The organism is Maricaulis sp. (genome assembly GCF_030149235.1).
GTDB lineage: Bacteria > Pseudomonadota > Alphaproteobacteria > Caulobacterales > Maricaulaceae > Maricaulis.
In genome coordinates, this window is the sequence record NZ_JASBRW010000018.1 from 1 (window position 1) to 16,027 (window position 16,027).

The following is a 16,027-nucleotide window of genomic DNA, read 5'->3' on the forward strand; positions in this document are numbered from 1 at the left end:
CGACGGCTCATAGCCGAGCGGGTGCAGAACATCCTTCATCCGTTCGGAATCATAGACATTCATCTGGCAGCCATAGGTCTTGATATAGAGGCGTTTACGCGTCGAGCTCATCGATAACCATCGTCAAAAACACGCCCGGCCGGCCGCCGGGAAGGCGGGGGTTATGCTTGAAAAGGCCTTGCAGGGCAAGAGGAACCGCTATTGGGCAGATTTCTCAGCTACGGGCGAGGGTTCATCGGCCGGAGTGGTCTCATTGGCCCGTCCATCATCGGACCGCCGGGCCAGGCGGGCGACGACCAGGGCGATCACAGTCAGGAGACCCGCGAGGAAGAAGGCCGCACCAGGAATTTGTGCCGGGGCCTCATCGCTGGAGAAATAGTTGAACAGCGGCGACATGGCGAGCGGACCGAAGATCATCGACAAGCTCTGCAGGCTGGTCATCGCGCCCTGCAATTCGCCCTGCGCATTGGGCGGCACGATGCGTGACATGATGCCCTGCAGGGCGGGTTGGCCGATCCCGCCCAGCGCTCCGGCCACGATGATGACATAGACCATCCAGCCCGCGCTCGCGAGCCCGTAGGCGATGTAGGCAATCGAGCCAAGGATGAGAGAGAGCGTAATTGCGCGCCATTCGCCGAGTTTCGGGACCAGGATCCGCGTCAGACCGCCCATGACGATGGCAGAGGAAATGCCGACCACCATCAGAGACAGGCCAATATCGCCACTGTCCCAGCCATAGCGGTAAGCGGAGTAATACGACCAGGTCGCCGGGAAGACAGCATGCCCGATCAGCATCAGGAAGACCGCGCTCATCAGCCCCAGAACCGCCGGGTATTTGCGGATCTGCATCAGGGCCCCGAACGGGTTGGCCCGCTTCCAGTCGAACTTGCGACGGTTTTCCGGCGCCAGGGTCTCAGGCAAGACGACCAGGCCATAGATGAAATTGAGACCGGCCAAGATTGCAGCCGCGAAGAAAGGCGCGCGCGGGCCGAACATATCGCCCAGATAGCCACCGATGAGCGGCCCAAAGGTAAATCCCAGGCCAAAGGCGGCACCGATCATGCCGAACCGGCCAGCTCGCTTCTCCGGCGGCGTGATATCGGCGATGAAAGCGTTGGCCGTCGAGTAGCTGGCACCGAAAACACCGGCCAGCAGGCGGCCAACCAGAAGCAGCCAGAAAACAGGCGCAAAGCCCATGATCGCATAGTCGATCGCGAACCCGGCGAGCGCAGCGAGCAGTACCGGTTTGCGCCCGAAACGGTCCGAAAGCGCACCGATAATCGGCGCACAAATGAACTGCATGGCGGCGTAGGAGATGATCAGCACCATACCGAGCAGCACGGCTTCATTGGCCGGCAGACCGGTGAGTTCACCGATAAGCTCCGGCATCACCGGGATAATCAGGCCGAAACCGATCATGTCGATCAGCACGGTGATGAAGATGAATGTGATAGCGTGCTTGCCCGGCGCCCGCGCAGACATGGCGTGTCCTAACTCAAAACGGAGCGCTTAGTCCTCAGCACTCGAGAGCGGTACGCCGTAGAGCTCCAGACGGTGATCGACAAGCTTATAGCCCAGCTTGCGGGCGATCGCTTCCTGTAGCCGCTCGATCTCGTCATTGACGAATTCGATGACTTCTCCGGACTTTAGGTCAATGAGGTGATCGTGGTGATCGTCACCGACCTCCTCGTAACGCGACCTTCCGTCGCGGAAATCATGACGCTCGATTATGCCCGCTTCCTCAAACAGGCGGACGGTCCGGTAGACCGTGGCGAGGGAGATACGTGGGTCTTCAGCCGCCGCTCGACGGTGGAGCTCCTCCGCATCGGGGTGATCGGTCGAGGTCGACAGCACACGGGCGATAACCCGGCGCTGCTCGGTCATGCGCAGACCTTTATCGATACACAGTTTTTCGATGCGATCGGGCATTCTGATTCTCCCGGCTGGTTAATGCGTTGATAGGCGCTCAACCGGGCGTTTGTCCACGCCCCGACAGTGTTTTTTCAAGCACCAGAGCGTCACTCCCGTCGCGATAATAGCGCGCCCTGCGTCCGGTTTCCGTGTAGCCATTGCGCTCGTAGAGCGCCCGCGCGGCTGTGTTCACGTCGGAAACCTCCAGAAATACCCGTACGACACCCTGCTTTCGCACATATTCATGGAGGCTCTTCAGCAAGGCCTGACCACACCCGCCCCGCCGCTGGTCCGGGTCGACGCCAATGGTCAGGATCTCCGCTTCGTCGGCCGCCACCCTCGCCAGTACGAAGCCATGCAGGATACCCGCATCGCCTTTCCCCAATGCGATACTTGAGGACAGATGCAGGAGCGATGCGAATTCGGCTTCAGACCAGGAATGATCGAAACAGCGACCATGCACTGCGGCCAGCCGGCGGGCCGATGCGGCGGTCAGTCGCTCAATCATGCCGGGTCGACACCGCCGGGCAATTTGGCGTCTGGAGGGCGGGCATAGAAGGGCGCGGGCGGACTCGCACTCAACGGGGACAATGCCGTCAGGGTCAGCATGACGACCGGGTCCAATAGGCCAGCACTGATGACCGGGCCTGAGGCCTCGAACAAGACCGCTCCACTGCCGGCCAGGCTGACGCCCTCGGGAAAGCGGGACACTAGGATGCGGTGAGCCTCATCGCGACCAAATCGCTCCGAGCCGGCCAGCGCATCATCTTGGAACACCTGCAGCACCACATCGCCACGCTTGGCGTCGTGTATGACCGCCAAAGGGCGTGTCTCGACATGTTGGGCCGCAATCACCGCGAGATTGGACAGCCCAAAGGCCGGCGCGCCACTGGCCAGGGCTAGCCCCCGGGCAAAGGCAACCCCGACTCGGCTGCCGGCAAAACTGCCCGGCCCGACAGTCACCCCGATACGGTCGAGCATCTGCGGCGCCAGCCCGGCTTCTGCCAGCAGGCGCTCAACCATGGGCGCGAGACGCTCGGCATGCCCCCGGCCGATATCTTCGGACAGAATGAGGTCATCATGACCATCACGGCGCAGGGCTACCGTGCAGGCAGCCCCGGTCGTATCGAGGGCGAGGATATTCATACCGCCCCCTTAGCCGAAATCGGGAAAAAGGTCGAAGCCCGGCGAACAGTCCCTAGGCAACCGCCTCGACGCTGGTCACTTCAGGCACATAATGCTTGAGAAGATTCTCGATCCCCGCTTTCAGCGTCATTGTCGAGGAGGGGCAGCCGGAGCAGGCACCGCGCATCTTCAAGCGGACGATACCGCTCTCCGCGATGAAGGAGTGAAACAGGATATCGCCGCCATCCTGTGCGACCGCTGGCCGGACACGCGTATCGATCAGGTCGATGATTTCCTTCACCACGCCTTCGGCCTCGCCTTCGTAATTGGCATGGCCGGACGCATCGACGTCCTCACCCAGGATCGGCCGGCCGGACTGGAGCCCGTCCATGATCGCGCCCAGCAGGAAGGGTTTGATATGATCCCATTCAACCGCGTCCGTCTTGGTAATGGCGACAAATTCATCACCCAGGAAAACGGTGCTGACGCCATCAATCAGGAACAGGTCTGCAGCGAACGGCGAAATCTCGGCCTCGGCTGCGGTCTCGAACTCGCGCGGCTTGCCCGGCGAGATTTCGCGGCCCGGCAGGAATTTCAGCGTGTTCGGATTGGGCGTGGCTTCAGTCTGGATAAACATGGGCAAACTCCTTGGCCACCACTTGGCCTGCGGGCGCCCGGGTTTCAACCCCGGCTAAAGTAGGGATACAGCCGGGGTCTCAGGTCAGGGCGTCGATCTCGCCGCTTTCCATATCGCCCGGAACCACCGTGACCGGCACAGCACGACCGGTGAACAGGCCCTTGCCTCGAGCCAGCGAAGAGACCAGTGGGCCCGGACCTTCGCTCGATTTGGCCGCTCCGAGAATGAGCAGCGAAATCAGCGGGTCTTCCTCAAGCAGCTCGGCAAGGACGGCCGAACGCTCCCCTTCACGCAGGAGCAATTCAGGGCGCTCACCCGTAACCGCCTCAGCATCTTCCGCCATTGACTCCAGCAGCGCCTCCGCCGCAGCAACCGCTTCACGCTTGGCCGTTTCGGCGACTCCGATCCAGTGATTGAAATCACTTGGTTCATGCGCAGCCAGAATCGTCACCCGCGCACCGGTCTTGTTGGCCCGGCGCGAGGCGAAGTACAGCGCGGTGCGGCTTTCCGGACTTTCGTCCGCCACAACCAGGAATTTTCGCGTGCTCTGCGTCATATCCATCAAACTTTGGCGGGTTTCTCTCCACTCGTCTAGCAAATGGTGCTAAGTGGCCCAAATCGCAAGGGGATAGTCCATGATCCATATCGATCGAAGGCATCTGGGAACGCCGCGCACGGAGACTTTTCTCGACGGTGAGTCGCTGGTTCAACGGCTGGCCGAAGATGGCAGCGAATTGCACCGGATCGCCCTGTCGGACATTCGGCGTGTCCGGCTGGCGGTCGAGATGGCCGCCCAGGCCCGCCAGGTTGTCTGCCGCGTGACCGGTTCGGACGGGCGCGAGATCGTTTTTGGCTCTATGCGTTTCGTTTCGCCCGGCGTGTTCGAGGATATTGTCGAGACGTTCCAGCCCCTGCTGCGCGAGCTGCACACGGCGTTGATGGCGCGGCGGGCGGAGATTGAATTCCTCGAAGGTCAATCGGTCGCCTTCATGTGGGCCATGTTCCTGCTCAGCGGCGCCATCGCGCTGCTCGCAGGCTTCTTCCTGATCGTGCTGTTTTTCGTTCAGGAAAAGCCGATGGGACTCTTCCTGGCGCCGATTGCGGGCATCGGGTTCTGGCTTGCCGGCCTGTTCCGGCCGCGCAAGCCGGGCACGTATGATCCGGCCAAATACGCAGGTACGGCGGATCAGTAATCCGACGGCTGGCCCGGCGGCATATTTCTCACCGCGAAGGTCACCGGCACTACACCGGACCGTTCGAAGACCAGCACGCCTTGCACCGCATCGCCTTCAACAACAGTCGGCAGGCCGAACACCATCAGGTGCCGGCCGCCCGGCGTGAACACCAGCGGGCCGGCATTGGTCACATCCTGCGGCGGAATCTGATGCATCTGCATCATGCCTTCCGAATTCATAGAATGACTGTGCATCTCGACACGCTCGGCGCCTTCGATCCGCGCCTCGAGCAGACGGTCGATCTCACCTTCGCTCAGGCGCGCGGTGAAATAGGCGGCGGTTACATCGCGACCACCCGGGTGCGGACGCATCCAGACAGCGCGAATATCAACCACGGGCGTGACGCCATCATCCGGCAGCGGTGCCAGCTCGGCCGACATATCTCCATGACCGGCCATGGTGTGGCCAGCGTCGGGCGCTTCGCCACCGCAGGCGGCCAAGCCAAGAGCCAGAAGGGCGATCAAACCGGGTGCGCGCATGTTCATCTCCGCTCGAGTGTCCCGAAAACCTAGCGGATTCGACCCGCCACACCATGCGACATATGCGTGCCGCTAGTGCCCCCAGAAGCCGATGGTTTTCTTGGCTTCAGCCACGACCGGTGCAGCAACGGCATTGGCGCGTTCGGCGCCCTTGGCGAGAATGCGGTCGATCTCTGTCGTATCGGAAATCAGGCGACGATATTCGTCGGAGATCGGGGCGAGATACTCAACGGCAACCTCGGCCAGCGCCGGCTTGAAGCGACCGAAACCGTCGCCGCCGAATTCCGCCAGCACATCCGTTTTGCTCTTACCCGTCAGGGCCGCATAGATACCGACCAGATTGGCGGCCTCCGGGCGACCCTCGAGGCCGGCTTCCTCGCTCGGCAGCGCATCCGGGTCCGACTTCGCCTTCTTGATCTTGCGAGCGATCTTGTCGGCATCATCATCGAGATTGATACGTGAATTGTCCGAGACGTCGGATTTGGACATCTTCGCCGTACCGTCGCGCAGGCTCATGATGCGGGCGCCTGGCCCCTGGATGACCGGCTCAGTAACCGGGAAGATCGCTTCGCCATTGCCGAAGTCACGATTGAAACGCGCCGCGATATCGCGGCACAGCTCGAGATGCTGCTTCTGATCCTCGCCGACGGGGACATGGGTCGCCTTGTAGACGAGGATGTCCGCGGCCTGCAGCACCGGATAGGTAAAGAGACCCACCGACGCCCGCTCCTTGTCCTTTCCGGCCTTGTCCTTGAACTGGGTCATGCGCTCGAGCCAGCCTAGGCGCGCCACGCAATTGAAGATCCAGGCCAGCTCGGCATGCGCCGGCACGGCCGACTGCGCAAAGATCGCGCTTTTTTCCGGATCAACACCGGAAGCGATATAGGCGGCCGCCGCGGAACGCACCGCGTCGGGCAGGGTCTTGGGGTCGTGCGGCATGGTGATGGCGTGCAGATCGACCACGCAATAGAAGCAATCCCAACTGCCATCTTCCTGCAAGGAGACCCAATTCTTGAGCGCTCCCAGATAGTTGCCAAGATGCAGCTGACCGGTCGGCTGCATGCCGGACAGCACGCGTTTGGGGCCGGTGTAATCGGTGGGAATGTCACTCATGGAACGCCTCGGTTGGACGGAGGTTGATCAGGAAGAGGGGTCTTAGCGGCGGGACGCCCTTGGCTCAAGAGCGGGTCAGCGCTGCTCTCACCTCTGACATGCGCAAAGCCCCGGTCAACAGCGCGCCGAGACCGTAAATGCCGGCGCCCGCAGCCGAGACGACAAGCAGGGCGGCGAGACGTTGGTCATAGACGAGATCGGTAATCCGGTCGGCGTGGCGCTCCGCGAAATAGAGGAATACCCCCATGGCCGCGGCCGCCAGTCCGAGCCGGGGCATGCACCCGACCAGGCGGGTATCGGGACGCAGGATCCCGCGGTGATAGAGCATGGCGGCCAGGCAGATCACATTGACCCAGCCCGCGACCGCGGTCGCAATCGCCAAGCCGAGATACTGCAAGGGCCCGAGGAAGAGCGTAATCCCGAGCACGAGGTTCACCACCACCGACAGGGTCGCGAACTTCATCGGAGTTTTGGTGTCCTTGCGGGCAAAAAAGCCTGGCGACAGCACTTTGATGAGAACAAAGGCCGGCAGCCCGATGGCAAACGGTATGAGCGCCCGCCCGACCATTAGGGTGTCATCTGCGGTGAAGGCCTGGCGTTCGAACAGCCCCTGCACAAGAAAACCGGGCATGGTGGCGATGGCCACGGCGGCTGGCAGGGTCAGCGCCATAGAGATCTCGATACCGCGGTTGAGCGCATTGCTGGCGCCCTGACTATCATCGGCATTGAGCCGCGCCGTCAGTGTGGGCAGCAACACCACGCCCATCGCGATACCGACCACGCCCAACGGCAGCTGGTATAGGCGGTCGGCATAGTAGAGCCAGGACCGGGCGCCCTCCTGGAAGGTGGCGATCGAGGAAGTGACCAGGATATTGATCTGCGTCACCCCAGCGGCCAGGGCTCCGGGAACACCCAGCAGGATCAGTTTTTTGACATCAACCGTCAGTTTCGGGATGCGCCAGGCCAGACCGATACCGACAGAGCGCATGGCCGCATAGATCCACGCCGTCTGCAGCACGCCGGACACAGTGATCCCGACAGAGAGGTAATAGGTCAGATCGGCCCCGCGCACGTCGGTGAAGACCATGATGCCGATCAGCGTCAGGTTGAGGATGACAGGAGCGGCGGCGGCCACCGCAAATTTCCCGTGCGCATTGAGTACGCCGGACAACATCGCGCTCAACGACATCATCAAAAGGTAAGGCATGGTGATCTGCGTCAGCAGGATCGCCGTATGGAACAGCCCGGGATCATCACGAAAGCCAGGCCCAAGCAGGTACATGAGCCAAGGCATCGCCAATTGAGCGACGATGACAAAGACCAGCATGGCCGTCGCCAGAACGGCTGCAACCTGGCAAGCAAACTCTCGCGCCTCGTCGGTGCCCTCTTTCTCCAGCTTTTCGCCGTAGAGCGGCACGAAAGCCGAGTTGAAAGCCCCTTCAGCGAAAATGCGCCGGAACAGGTTGGGAAACTGGAATGCGGTGAGGAAAACATCCATCGCCGCGCCGGCACCGATATAGGCGGCGAACATGATCTCCCGGATAAAGCCGAGAATGCGGCTCGCCATGGTGAAGAGGCCCACGACGGCCGTCGAGCGCAAGAGCCGCATCACCTACCTCAACTCGCTCGCCGGCGCACGGGCATATCCTCGCGCCGCCGCCTGTTGTTCCAGCACAGACTCGCTTTCAGACAAGACCGCCATCAACTCCGCCCCGATCCCGGCCTTGAGATCCTCATTCTCGAGCTTCTGGCCGGCCAGCGTAACGTAGAACACGTCTGTCGCCCGTTCGCCATAACCATCAATCCGCGCAGAATGGATCGACAGGCCGCGGTTTGAGAGCACCGCCGATAGGTCCGAGAGCAAGCCCGGCCTGTCTCGGCCGGCCGCTTCGATCACGGTTGCCGTATCGGACAGCGCATTGGTGAAACGGACCTGGGGAATGACCTCGAAAGCAGCGTCGCGACGCGCCGTCGGCATGCGTCCCGGAGGTTCGACGGCGATCGACCCGGCCGCAAGACAGTCAAGATAGCCGACCAGCGCATCACGCAGATAAGGATCGCCGACACCGAATGGCTGGGCCGCTGCGTCCTGAATATAGAAGATATCAAAGACGTGGTTGGAGCGCGTTGTATGGATCAGGGCTCCGACAATATCCGCGCCGCGCTGGGCGAAGCCGGCGGCAAGATCGGCAAACAACCCGTCCCGGTCCGGCGCCCAGATCATCACCTCGGACGCCATGCGCCGCTTGTCGACCCGGATCGCAGCCGCTGTGGTCGCTTCGCGGCGATAGACACTGCGGGCAAAGGCGGCATGTCGGAAGCGGTCTTCCTCGTTGGAGGTGATCCAGTAGGTCTCGTCGAACTGACTGCTCCACCAGTCGGCAAATTCCGGATCGGTCCGCCTGATCCGGCTGCAAACCTGTTCGCGGGCCCGGGCCGCCCGGTCGTGCAAGGCCGATTGTGCAAGCTCCATCGTGTCGCCCGATCCCTGCAGGACCGGCGCAACGGCCGCGTAGAGATCGCGCATGAGCTGGCCTTTCCAGCCATTCCATACGCCGGGGCCCACGGATCGGATATCGACAACGGTCAGCATTGTCAGCAGCCGCAAGCGCTCGACAGACCCGACGACACGCGCGAAATCCGCGATCGTGCGCGGGTCGCCAATATCGCGGCGCTGGGCCGTGTCACTCATCACCAGATGGTTTTCGATCAGCCAGGCGACCAGTTCGGTCTCCGCCTCATCAAGGCCCAGTCGCGCACAGGCCGTGCGGGCCCGGGCGGCCCCCTCGATACACTGATCGCCCGCCCCCTTGCCCGTGTCGTGAAGCAGGACGGCGAGGTGCAGGGCGCGACGGTTCTTGATCTCATGCGCCAGCCCACTCGCAAGCGGATGATCGTCGGCATGCAGGCCCTGTTCGATCTCGCGTAGCAGCCCGATTGCACGCAGCGTGTGCTCATCCACCGTATAGCGGTGATACATGTTGAACTGGGTGCGGGCGACAATATCCCCGAACTCGGGAATATAGCGGCCGAGCAAGCCGGCTTCTGTCATCAGGCGCAGCGTTGCCATCGGCGCCGGACTGTCCAGCAGTACAGTGAAGAAGGCGCGGGCGACCCGCGGATCGCTGCGATAGCTCTCATCGATCAGGGACAAGGACCCGCCGATGCGCGCGACCGCTTCGGGGTGCAGATCCATCTGATGCGAAGCGGCCGCCTGGAAAAATTGCATCAACCGGGCAGGGTCCTCGGCGATCTGGTCCGGGCTGGCAAAATCAAGACGACCATCGCGAACCGCGAACTCGCCGGCATCCTTGGCCTCCGCCGGGCGCGTATTGGGCATGAAGCGCGCCAGATTGCGCGGCCTGGACTTGCGCGAATCTGATTCCAGCTTGGCACACACCAGCCGGGTCAGTGCGCCGACGTGCATGGCCGTCATGAAATAACGCCGCATGAAGCGCTCAACCGCGCTTTCGGTTTCGCTATCGGCAAATCCCATGCGTTTGGCGATTTCCGGCTGGACATCGAACGTCAGCCGCTCTTCCTTGCCGCCGGACACCGCATGCAGGTGGAACCGCACAGCCCAGAGGAAATCATCCGCGGCGGCGTAGCGCTCCACGTCCTCAACCGACAGCAGGTGATTGCCGACCCAACGCTCGAAGGCATCGGCGCCATAGAGGAACTGCGCCAGCCAGCGCATCAATTGCAGATCACGCAACCCGCCTTTGCCGGACTTGATATTGGGCTCCACCGTATAGCGGGACCCGCCGGTCTTGGTGATACGTGCATCGCGTTCACGCAGCTTGGCTTCGACGAAGGCGGACTCATCTTCGGAGACGATATCTTCGCGGAAACGCCGGATCAGTTTCTCGGTCATGGCCGCATCACCGGCCAGATGGCGCACGGAGAGCAGGGCCGTACGTTCCGAGGCATCCTCGCGCGCCAGCTCCAGCGTTTCGCGCACTGTCCGGCAAGCTCCACCACCGACATCGATCTTCAAGTCCCACAGGGCGTACAACACACGCTGCAAAAAGGCCTCTGTGGCCTGGTCCGCCATGCGCGGCTTGATCAGCATCAGATCAACATCGGAAAACGGCGCCAACTCGCCAGCCCCGAAACCGCCCTGGGCGCACAGACTCACGCCGCGGGCGCCCTCAGGATCATCGCCCGCCAGGCTGTCGAACAGGGCGGAGAGGCATACGCCGACACCATCAGCGAGCGATTGCGCCGCCGCAGCCCCCCCGCCATCTCCTGACAAAAAACTGGAGGCACGCTCATAGAAACCATCAAGCGCTGAGCGGATAATCGCCAGACCCGCCTTGCGGGCTGAGGCCGACTCCCAGCCATCCCGCGTCACCGCCGCAGCCAGGCGGGCACGCAATTTCAGCGATTCCAGTGATGCGGGCAGGGCAGCGTGGGTCATCAGCGCACTCTAGGAGCCCCTTTAGCTGGCGTCACGTCTCGGCTGCGAGCGATTTGAGCTGATACAGCAGATCAAGCGCCTCGCGCGGCGATAGAGCGTCCGGATCGATGCTTTCAAGCCGCCGCTCGACTTGCGACGGCTCGGCGACAGGCTCCGGCTCAGCCGCTGCAAACAGCGGCAGGTCGGCCAGGGCTGCCGCCGGCGCGCCCTCGGCTTCCAGCCGGTCGAGAATGGTCTGCGCGCGTTTGATCGCCAACTTGGGCAAACCGGCGCGGCGGGCCACTTCAATACCATAGGAGCGGTCCGCAGCGCCCGGTCCGACCTCGTGCAGGAAGACCAGCTCACCCTGCCATTCGCGCGCCTTGAGCGAACAATTGCCGGCCGCGTCTAGTTCATCGGCCAAGCGGGTCAGCTCGTGATAGTGCGTGGCAAACAAAGCCCGGCAACCATTCACGCCATGCAGGTGTTCGGCGGCGGCCCAGGCAATCGACAGACCATCAAAAGTCGCCGTCCCACGGCCGATTTCGTCCAGGATGACAAAGCTGCGCCCCGTCGCCTGGTTGAGGATGGCTGCCGTTTCGATCATCTCCGCCATGAAGGTCGAGCGCCCGCGTGCCAGGTCATCCGCCGCACCAACACGCGAATAGAGCCGGTCGGCAATGCCGATACGGGCCTGGCGGGCCGGCACGTAACAGCCGGCCTGCGCCAGCATCAGGATCAGCGCGTTCTGGCGCAGATAGGTCGACTTACCCGCCATGTTGGGCCCAGTGACCAGCATCAGGCGCGGTCCACACCCCCCAGCTCCATCAAGGGCGCAATCATTGGGCGTGAACCGGCCGTCACCGTCACGCTCCAGCGCCCGCTCGACCACCGGGTGACGCCCGCCTTCAACCTCGAAGGCTGTGCCGTCTTCCATCACCGGACGGCAGGCTTCCGACAGGACGGCCCATTCAGCCAGCGCTGCGGACACGTCCAGCTCGGCCATCGCCCTTGCGGACTGGCGGATCAGCTCGGCACTGGCCTCAACCCGCGCCCGCATGGCCTCGAACACGTCCAGCTCCATCGCCAGCGTGCGTTCGCCGGCGCTGGCGATCTTGGCCTCCAGCGCGGCCAGTTCCGTCGTTGTGAACCGCACCGCATTGGCCATGGTTTGGCGGTGAATGAAATCCTCGCGCTGCATCAGCGCATCCGCATTCTTGGCCGTCACCTCGACGAAATAGCCCAGCACGTTGTTGTGCTTGACCTTGAGCGAGGAGACCCCGACCCGTTCGGCATAGGTCTGCTGCAACCCGGCGACCACACGGCGGCTTTCATCGCGCAGGGTGCGGATCTCATCCAGCTCCGGCCGCCATCCTTCAGCAACGAAACCGCCATCGCGGGCCATGAGAGGCGGCTCGTCACGGATCGCCCGCTCAAGGTCACTGACCAGTGCGGCCAGTTCCGGCTTGTCGGTGAGACGCAGCGCATCGCATTGCATGGAAACGTCAGTCGGGGCTGTGATCAGCGCATCTGTCGTGATCCGTCCAGCGAGCAATTCGCCCTCGCCCAAGGCGCCGGCCAGGGCCTTGAGATCGCGCGGGCCGCCGCGGCCCAGCAGGAGGCGGGAGAGGGCGCGCTCACTGTCGCCGGCTGACTTCAAACGGTCTCGGATGTCCCGGCGCAGCGCTTCCTGATCCTCAAAGAATGCAATGGAATCAAGGCGCCGCTCAATTCTGTCAGGGTCTGTCAGTGGACGTGCAAGGCGCTCGGCGAGACAACGGGCGCCCGGCGCCGTAACCGTTTCATCGATGGCATCCAGAAGCGATCCGGCGCGCGAACCGGCCAGGGTGCGGTCGATCTCCAGGCTGGCGCGGGTGGCCGGGTCAACCGCCAGTACGCTGCCGGAAACGGCCTGGCGCGGTGCCGCCAGCTTGGCCGGTGCACCGGCCTGGGCGAGGCTGAGATAATCCAGCAAGGCTCCCAGCGCCCCCAGTTCAGCCTTGGAAAACTGACCAAAGGCCTCGAGCTCCTGAACGCCGAATTGGGCCTTCAACTGCCGCTCCGCCGACCCGCTATCATACTTGGCCCGCGGCAGCGGCGTCAGGGTCGCCCTCGGCGCCAGGTCCTGAGCCTCGAGATAGCCGCTCTCTTCGATGAGCAGCTCGGCAGGCGCCATGGCGGCGATCTCGGCAGCGATATTCATCGGCGCCAGCGCTGTGACAGCGAACTCACCGGTCGAGACATCGGCCCAGGCCAGCGCCGCCTCACCCGTACCCGTTCGTGCCAGAGCGGCGATACGGTTGGACTGACGCGGATCCAGCAGCGCATCTTCCGTCAGCGTGCCTGGCGTAACCACGCGCACCACATCACGGCGCACCACGGCTTTCGCACCTCGCGCCTTGGCGGCCTTGGGGTCTTCCATCTGTTCGCCGACGGCGACCTTGAACCCGGCCTTGATCAGGCGCGCCAGATAGGCCTCGGCAGTGGCCGCCGGGACACCGCACATCGGGATCGGTTCGCCCTGGTGTTCACCGCGCTTTGTCAGCGCAATGTCCAGCGCCGCCGCCGCGCGGACGGCATCGTCGAAGAAGAGCTCATAGAAATCGCCCATCCGGTAAAACAGCAAGGCATCGCCCGGCGCTTGCGCACGCAGGTCGAGAAATTGCTGCATCATCGGTGTTGCCCCGTCCGGGCTTGGGAATTTGCGGTCGGCGGGAACGGGAATATGGGTCTGCGCATTCATCGGCGCGAACGGTGGCGAGGTTTCACCTTGCGCGCAAGGGGGCGAAGCGGCTAGAGCCGTTCTCAACAGGGGAAAATCCCACCAAGATGAGGACATCGGTATGAGCGACAGAACCAGCCCGGTCGAAGACGAAGAAGCTCTCGCCTTTCACCGCGAGCCCGTCCCCGGAAAGCTGGCCCTGCAGCCAACCAAACCGATGGCGACCCAGCGCGATCTGTCTCTCGCCTACAGCCCGGGCGTTGCGGTTCCGGTGAAGGCCATCGCGGAGGACCCGGAGAGCGTCTACGACTACACGTCCAAGGGCAATATGGTCGCCGTGATCTCCAACGGCACGGCCATTCTCGGCCTCGGCAATCTGGGCGCCATGGCGTCCAAGCCGGTGATGGAAGGCAAGGCTGTCCTGTTCAAACGCTTCGCCGACATGGACGCGATCGATATCGAGGTCGAGGAAGAGGATGCCGACGCCTTCATCGAATGCGTCAAGCGCTTCGGCAACACATTCGGCGGCATCAATCTGGAAGATATCAAGGCGCCCGAGAGCTTCATCATCGAGCAGCGCCTGCGCGAAGAATTGGATATTCCGGTCTTCCACGATGACCAGCACGGCACCGCGATTATCTCCGCCGCCGGCATCATTAATGCCTGCCAACTCACCAACCGCCGCATGGAAGACCTCAAAGTTGTGGTCAATGGCGCCGGAGCGGCGGGAATCGCCGTGCTTGAACTCCTCAAGGCCATGGGTGTCGCTGCGGAGAATGCCATCCTCTGCGACAGCAAGGGCGTCATCCATACCGAACGCGATAATCTCAACCAGTGGAAGACCGCGCATGCTGTGAAGACCGACAAGCGCTCCCTCGCTGACGCGCTGGAGGGTGCTGACTGCTTCCTCGGCCTCTCTGTCGCCGGCGCGCTGACGCCGGACATGGTTGCCTCCATGGCCGACGAGCCGATCATCTTCGCCATGGCCAATCCGGATCCGGAAATCCTGCCGGAAGAGGCACGAGCCGTACGCTCCGATGCCATCATCGCAACCGGCCGCTCGGATTATCCCAACCAGGTCAATAACGTCCTCGGCTTCCCTTATATCTTCCGCGGCGCACTCGATGTGCGCGCCCGCACGATCAACGAGGAAATGAAAATCGCTGCGGCCCAGGCCTTGGCCGCCTTGGCCAAGGAAGATGTGCCCGATGAAGTGGCGGCGGCCTATCACGGCGCCCGGCCGAGCTTCGGCAAGGACTACATCATCCCCTCGCCCTTCGATCCGCGGCTGATCTCCTATGTACCGCCCTATGTGGCCCAGGCGGCGATGGATACCGGTGTCGCCCGCAAGCCGATCCCGGACATGTCCGCCTATCGCGCCTCGCTGGCGCGCCGCCTCGACCCCACCGCAGCCCTGCTGCAGCGCATCCAGGGCGCCGTCATGGGCCATGGCCGCCGCATCGTCTTCGCCGAAGGGGAAGAACCGGCCGTCATCCGCGCCGCCTATGCCTTCCAGAACCAGGAGCTGGGCAAGGCGATCCTGGTAGGTCGTGAAGAGATCACCCGCGCCAATATGCGCCTGGTCGGCGTGCCGGAAGATGCTGTAGAGATCGTCAATGCGCGCCTGTCCGATCGCAATGCGGACTATGCGGACTTCCTCTATGAGCGCATCCAGCGCAAAGGCTATCTGCGCCGCGATGTCCAGCGCATGGTCAATAATGACCGAAACATCTTCTCCGCCTGCATGGTCAAGCTCGGCGATGCCGACGGCATGGTGACGGGAACCACACGCGCCTATGACGCCGCGCTACGTGATATCCAGCTCGTGCTCGACCCGGAAGAGGGCCAGCGCGTGATGGGGATGTCGATCACGCTGACGAAAGAGCGCACGCTCTTCATCGCCGACACCAATGTCACGGAATTCCCGGACAGCGAGGCCCTGGCCGATATCGCCGAGGAGGCAGCCTATGCCGCCAAGGGCTTCGGTTTCACCCCGCGCGTGGCTTTCCTGTCGTATTCCACCTTCGGCAATCCGGCAGGGGCGCGTTCGGAAAAACTCCAGAATGCCGTGCGGATCCTTGATGAGCGCAAGGTCGAGTTCGAATACGAAGGCGAGATGAATGTCGATGTAGCGCTCGATCCGCTGCACCGCATGCTCTACCCGTTCTCTCGCCTGAAGGGCCCGGCCAATGTACTCGTGATGCCGGCAATCCACTCCGCATCCATCGCCACCAAACTCCTGCGCGCCGGCGGTGGCGCGACGGTAATCGGCCCGATGCTGCTGGGCTTTGAAAAGCCGGTCCAGATCGCACGCCTGGGTGCCTCGGTCAGCGAGATCACCACGCTGGCTGCGCTTGCAGCCTACGATCCGGAAAAGCACGAAGTGGAAGTGGCGGGCTAAAACCC

General features: G+C 63.0%; 14 protein-coding genes. 2 read left to right on the forward strand and 12 right to left on the reverse strand.

What is annotated here, in order from left to right; translation table 11 throughout:
- The 7 genes from Q1V51_RS03145 to Q1V51_RS03180 form a co-directional block, all read right to left on the reverse strand.
- A partial coding sequence (locus tag Q1V51_RS03145; protein ID WP_300527653.1) for a hypothetical protein occupies positions 1-111 on the reverse strand: 111 nt, incomplete at its 3' end.
- An 87-nt stretch (positions 112-198) separates the two neighbouring features.
- Positions 199-1,482 carry a TCR/Tet family MFS transporter gene (locus Q1V51_RS03150; RefSeq protein ID WP_300552744.1) on the reverse strand — a complete coding sequence of 428 codons (1,284 nt, stop codon included), beginning with the start codon at positions 1,480-1,482 and terminating at the stop codon, positions 199-201.
- A gap of 27 nt (positions 1,483-1,509) precedes the next feature.
- The gene (locus tag Q1V51_RS03155) at positions 1,510-1,929 is read right to left on the reverse strand and encodes a Fur family transcriptional regulator (RefSeq protein WP_300552747.1); all 420 of its coding nucleotides are present in this window, start codon (positions 1,927-1,929) and stop codon (positions 1,510-1,512) included.
- A 37-nt stretch (positions 1,930-1,966) separates the two neighbouring features.
- Positions 1,967-2,419: a ribosomal protein S18-alanine N-acetyltransferase gene (rimI, locus tag Q1V51_RS03160; RefSeq protein ID WP_300552749.1), complete on the reverse strand. Its 453-nt coding sequence runs from the start codon at positions 2,417-2,419 to the stop codon at positions 1,967-1,969.
- Positions 2,416-3,057: a tRNA (adenosine(37)-N6)-threonylcarbamoyltransferase complex dimerization subunit type 1 TsaB gene (gene tsaB, locus Q1V51_RS03165; protein ID WP_300552752.1), complete on the reverse strand. Its 642-nt coding sequence runs from the start codon at positions 3,055-3,057 to the stop codon at positions 2,416-2,418. Before tsaB ends, rimI begins: the two co-directional genes overlap by 4 nt.
- Before the next feature lie 52 nt (positions 3,058-3,109).
- Positions 3,110-3,673, reverse strand: a complete 564-nt coding sequence (locus tag Q1V51_RS13425) for a NifU family protein (protein WP_366522688.1) — start codon at positions 3,671-3,673, stop codon at positions 3,110-3,112.
- 79 nt (positions 3,674-3,752) lie between these two features.
- The gene (locus tag Q1V51_RS03180; protein WP_300552755.1) at positions 3,753-4,229 is read right to left on the reverse strand and encodes a universal stress protein; all 477 of its coding nucleotides are present in this window, start codon (positions 4,227-4,229) and stop codon (positions 3,753-3,755) included.
- Between the two features lie 79 nt (positions 4,230-4,308).
- On the opposite strand from Q1V51_RS03180, the gene Q1V51_RS03185 reads away from it, so the two are divergent.
- Positions 4,309-4,866, forward strand: a complete 558-nt coding sequence (locus tag Q1V51_RS03185) for a hypothetical protein (RefSeq protein ID WP_300552757.1) — start codon at positions 4,309-4,311, stop codon at positions 4,864-4,866.
- On the opposite strand, the gene Q1V51_RS03190 is transcribed toward Q1V51_RS03185, so the two are convergent.
- From Q1V51_RS03190 to mutS, 5 genes are all read right to left on the reverse strand, one after another.
- Positions 4,860-5,387, reverse strand: coding sequence for a copper chaperone PCu(A)C (locus Q1V51_RS03190; RefSeq protein ID WP_300552760.1), 528 nt, complete (start codon positions 5,385-5,387; stop codon positions 4,860-4,862). The two genes, Q1V51_RS03185 and Q1V51_RS03190, sit on opposite strands and share 7 nt — an antisense overlap.
- A gap of 72 nt (positions 5,388-5,459) precedes the next feature.
- Positions 5,460-6,500, reverse strand: coding sequence for a tryptophan--tRNA ligase (gene trpS, locus Q1V51_RS03195; protein WP_300552762.1), 1,041 nt, complete (start codon positions 6,498-6,500; stop codon positions 5,460-5,462).
- A gap of 64 nt (positions 6,501-6,564) precedes the next feature.
- Positions 6,565-8,109, reverse strand: coding sequence for a murein biosynthesis integral membrane protein MurJ (murJ, locus tag Q1V51_RS03200; protein WP_300552765.1), 1,545 nt, complete (start codon positions 8,107-8,109; stop codon positions 6,565-6,567).
- Between the two features lie 3 nt (positions 8,110-8,112).
- Positions 8,113-10,920, reverse strand: coding sequence for a [protein-PII] uridylyltransferase (locus Q1V51_RS03205; protein WP_300552767.1), 2,808 nt, complete (start codon positions 10,918-10,920; stop codon positions 8,113-8,115).
- Between the two features lie 31 nt (positions 10,921-10,951).
- Positions 10,952-13,642 carry a DNA mismatch repair protein MutS gene (gene mutS, locus Q1V51_RS03210; protein WP_366522690.1) on the reverse strand — a complete coding sequence of 897 codons (2,691 nt, stop codon included), beginning with the start codon at positions 13,640-13,642 and terminating at the stop codon, positions 10,952-10,954.
- A 100-nt stretch (positions 13,643-13,742) separates the two neighbouring features.
- Between mutS and Q1V51_RS03215 the strand changes: the two genes are divergently transcribed.
- Complete coding sequence (locus Q1V51_RS03215) at positions 13,743-16,022, forward strand: NADP-dependent malic enzyme (protein ID WP_300552771.1); 2,280 nt, start codon at positions 13,743-13,745, stop codon at positions 16,020-16,022.
- Positions 16,023-16,027 lie beyond the last annotated feature (5 nt).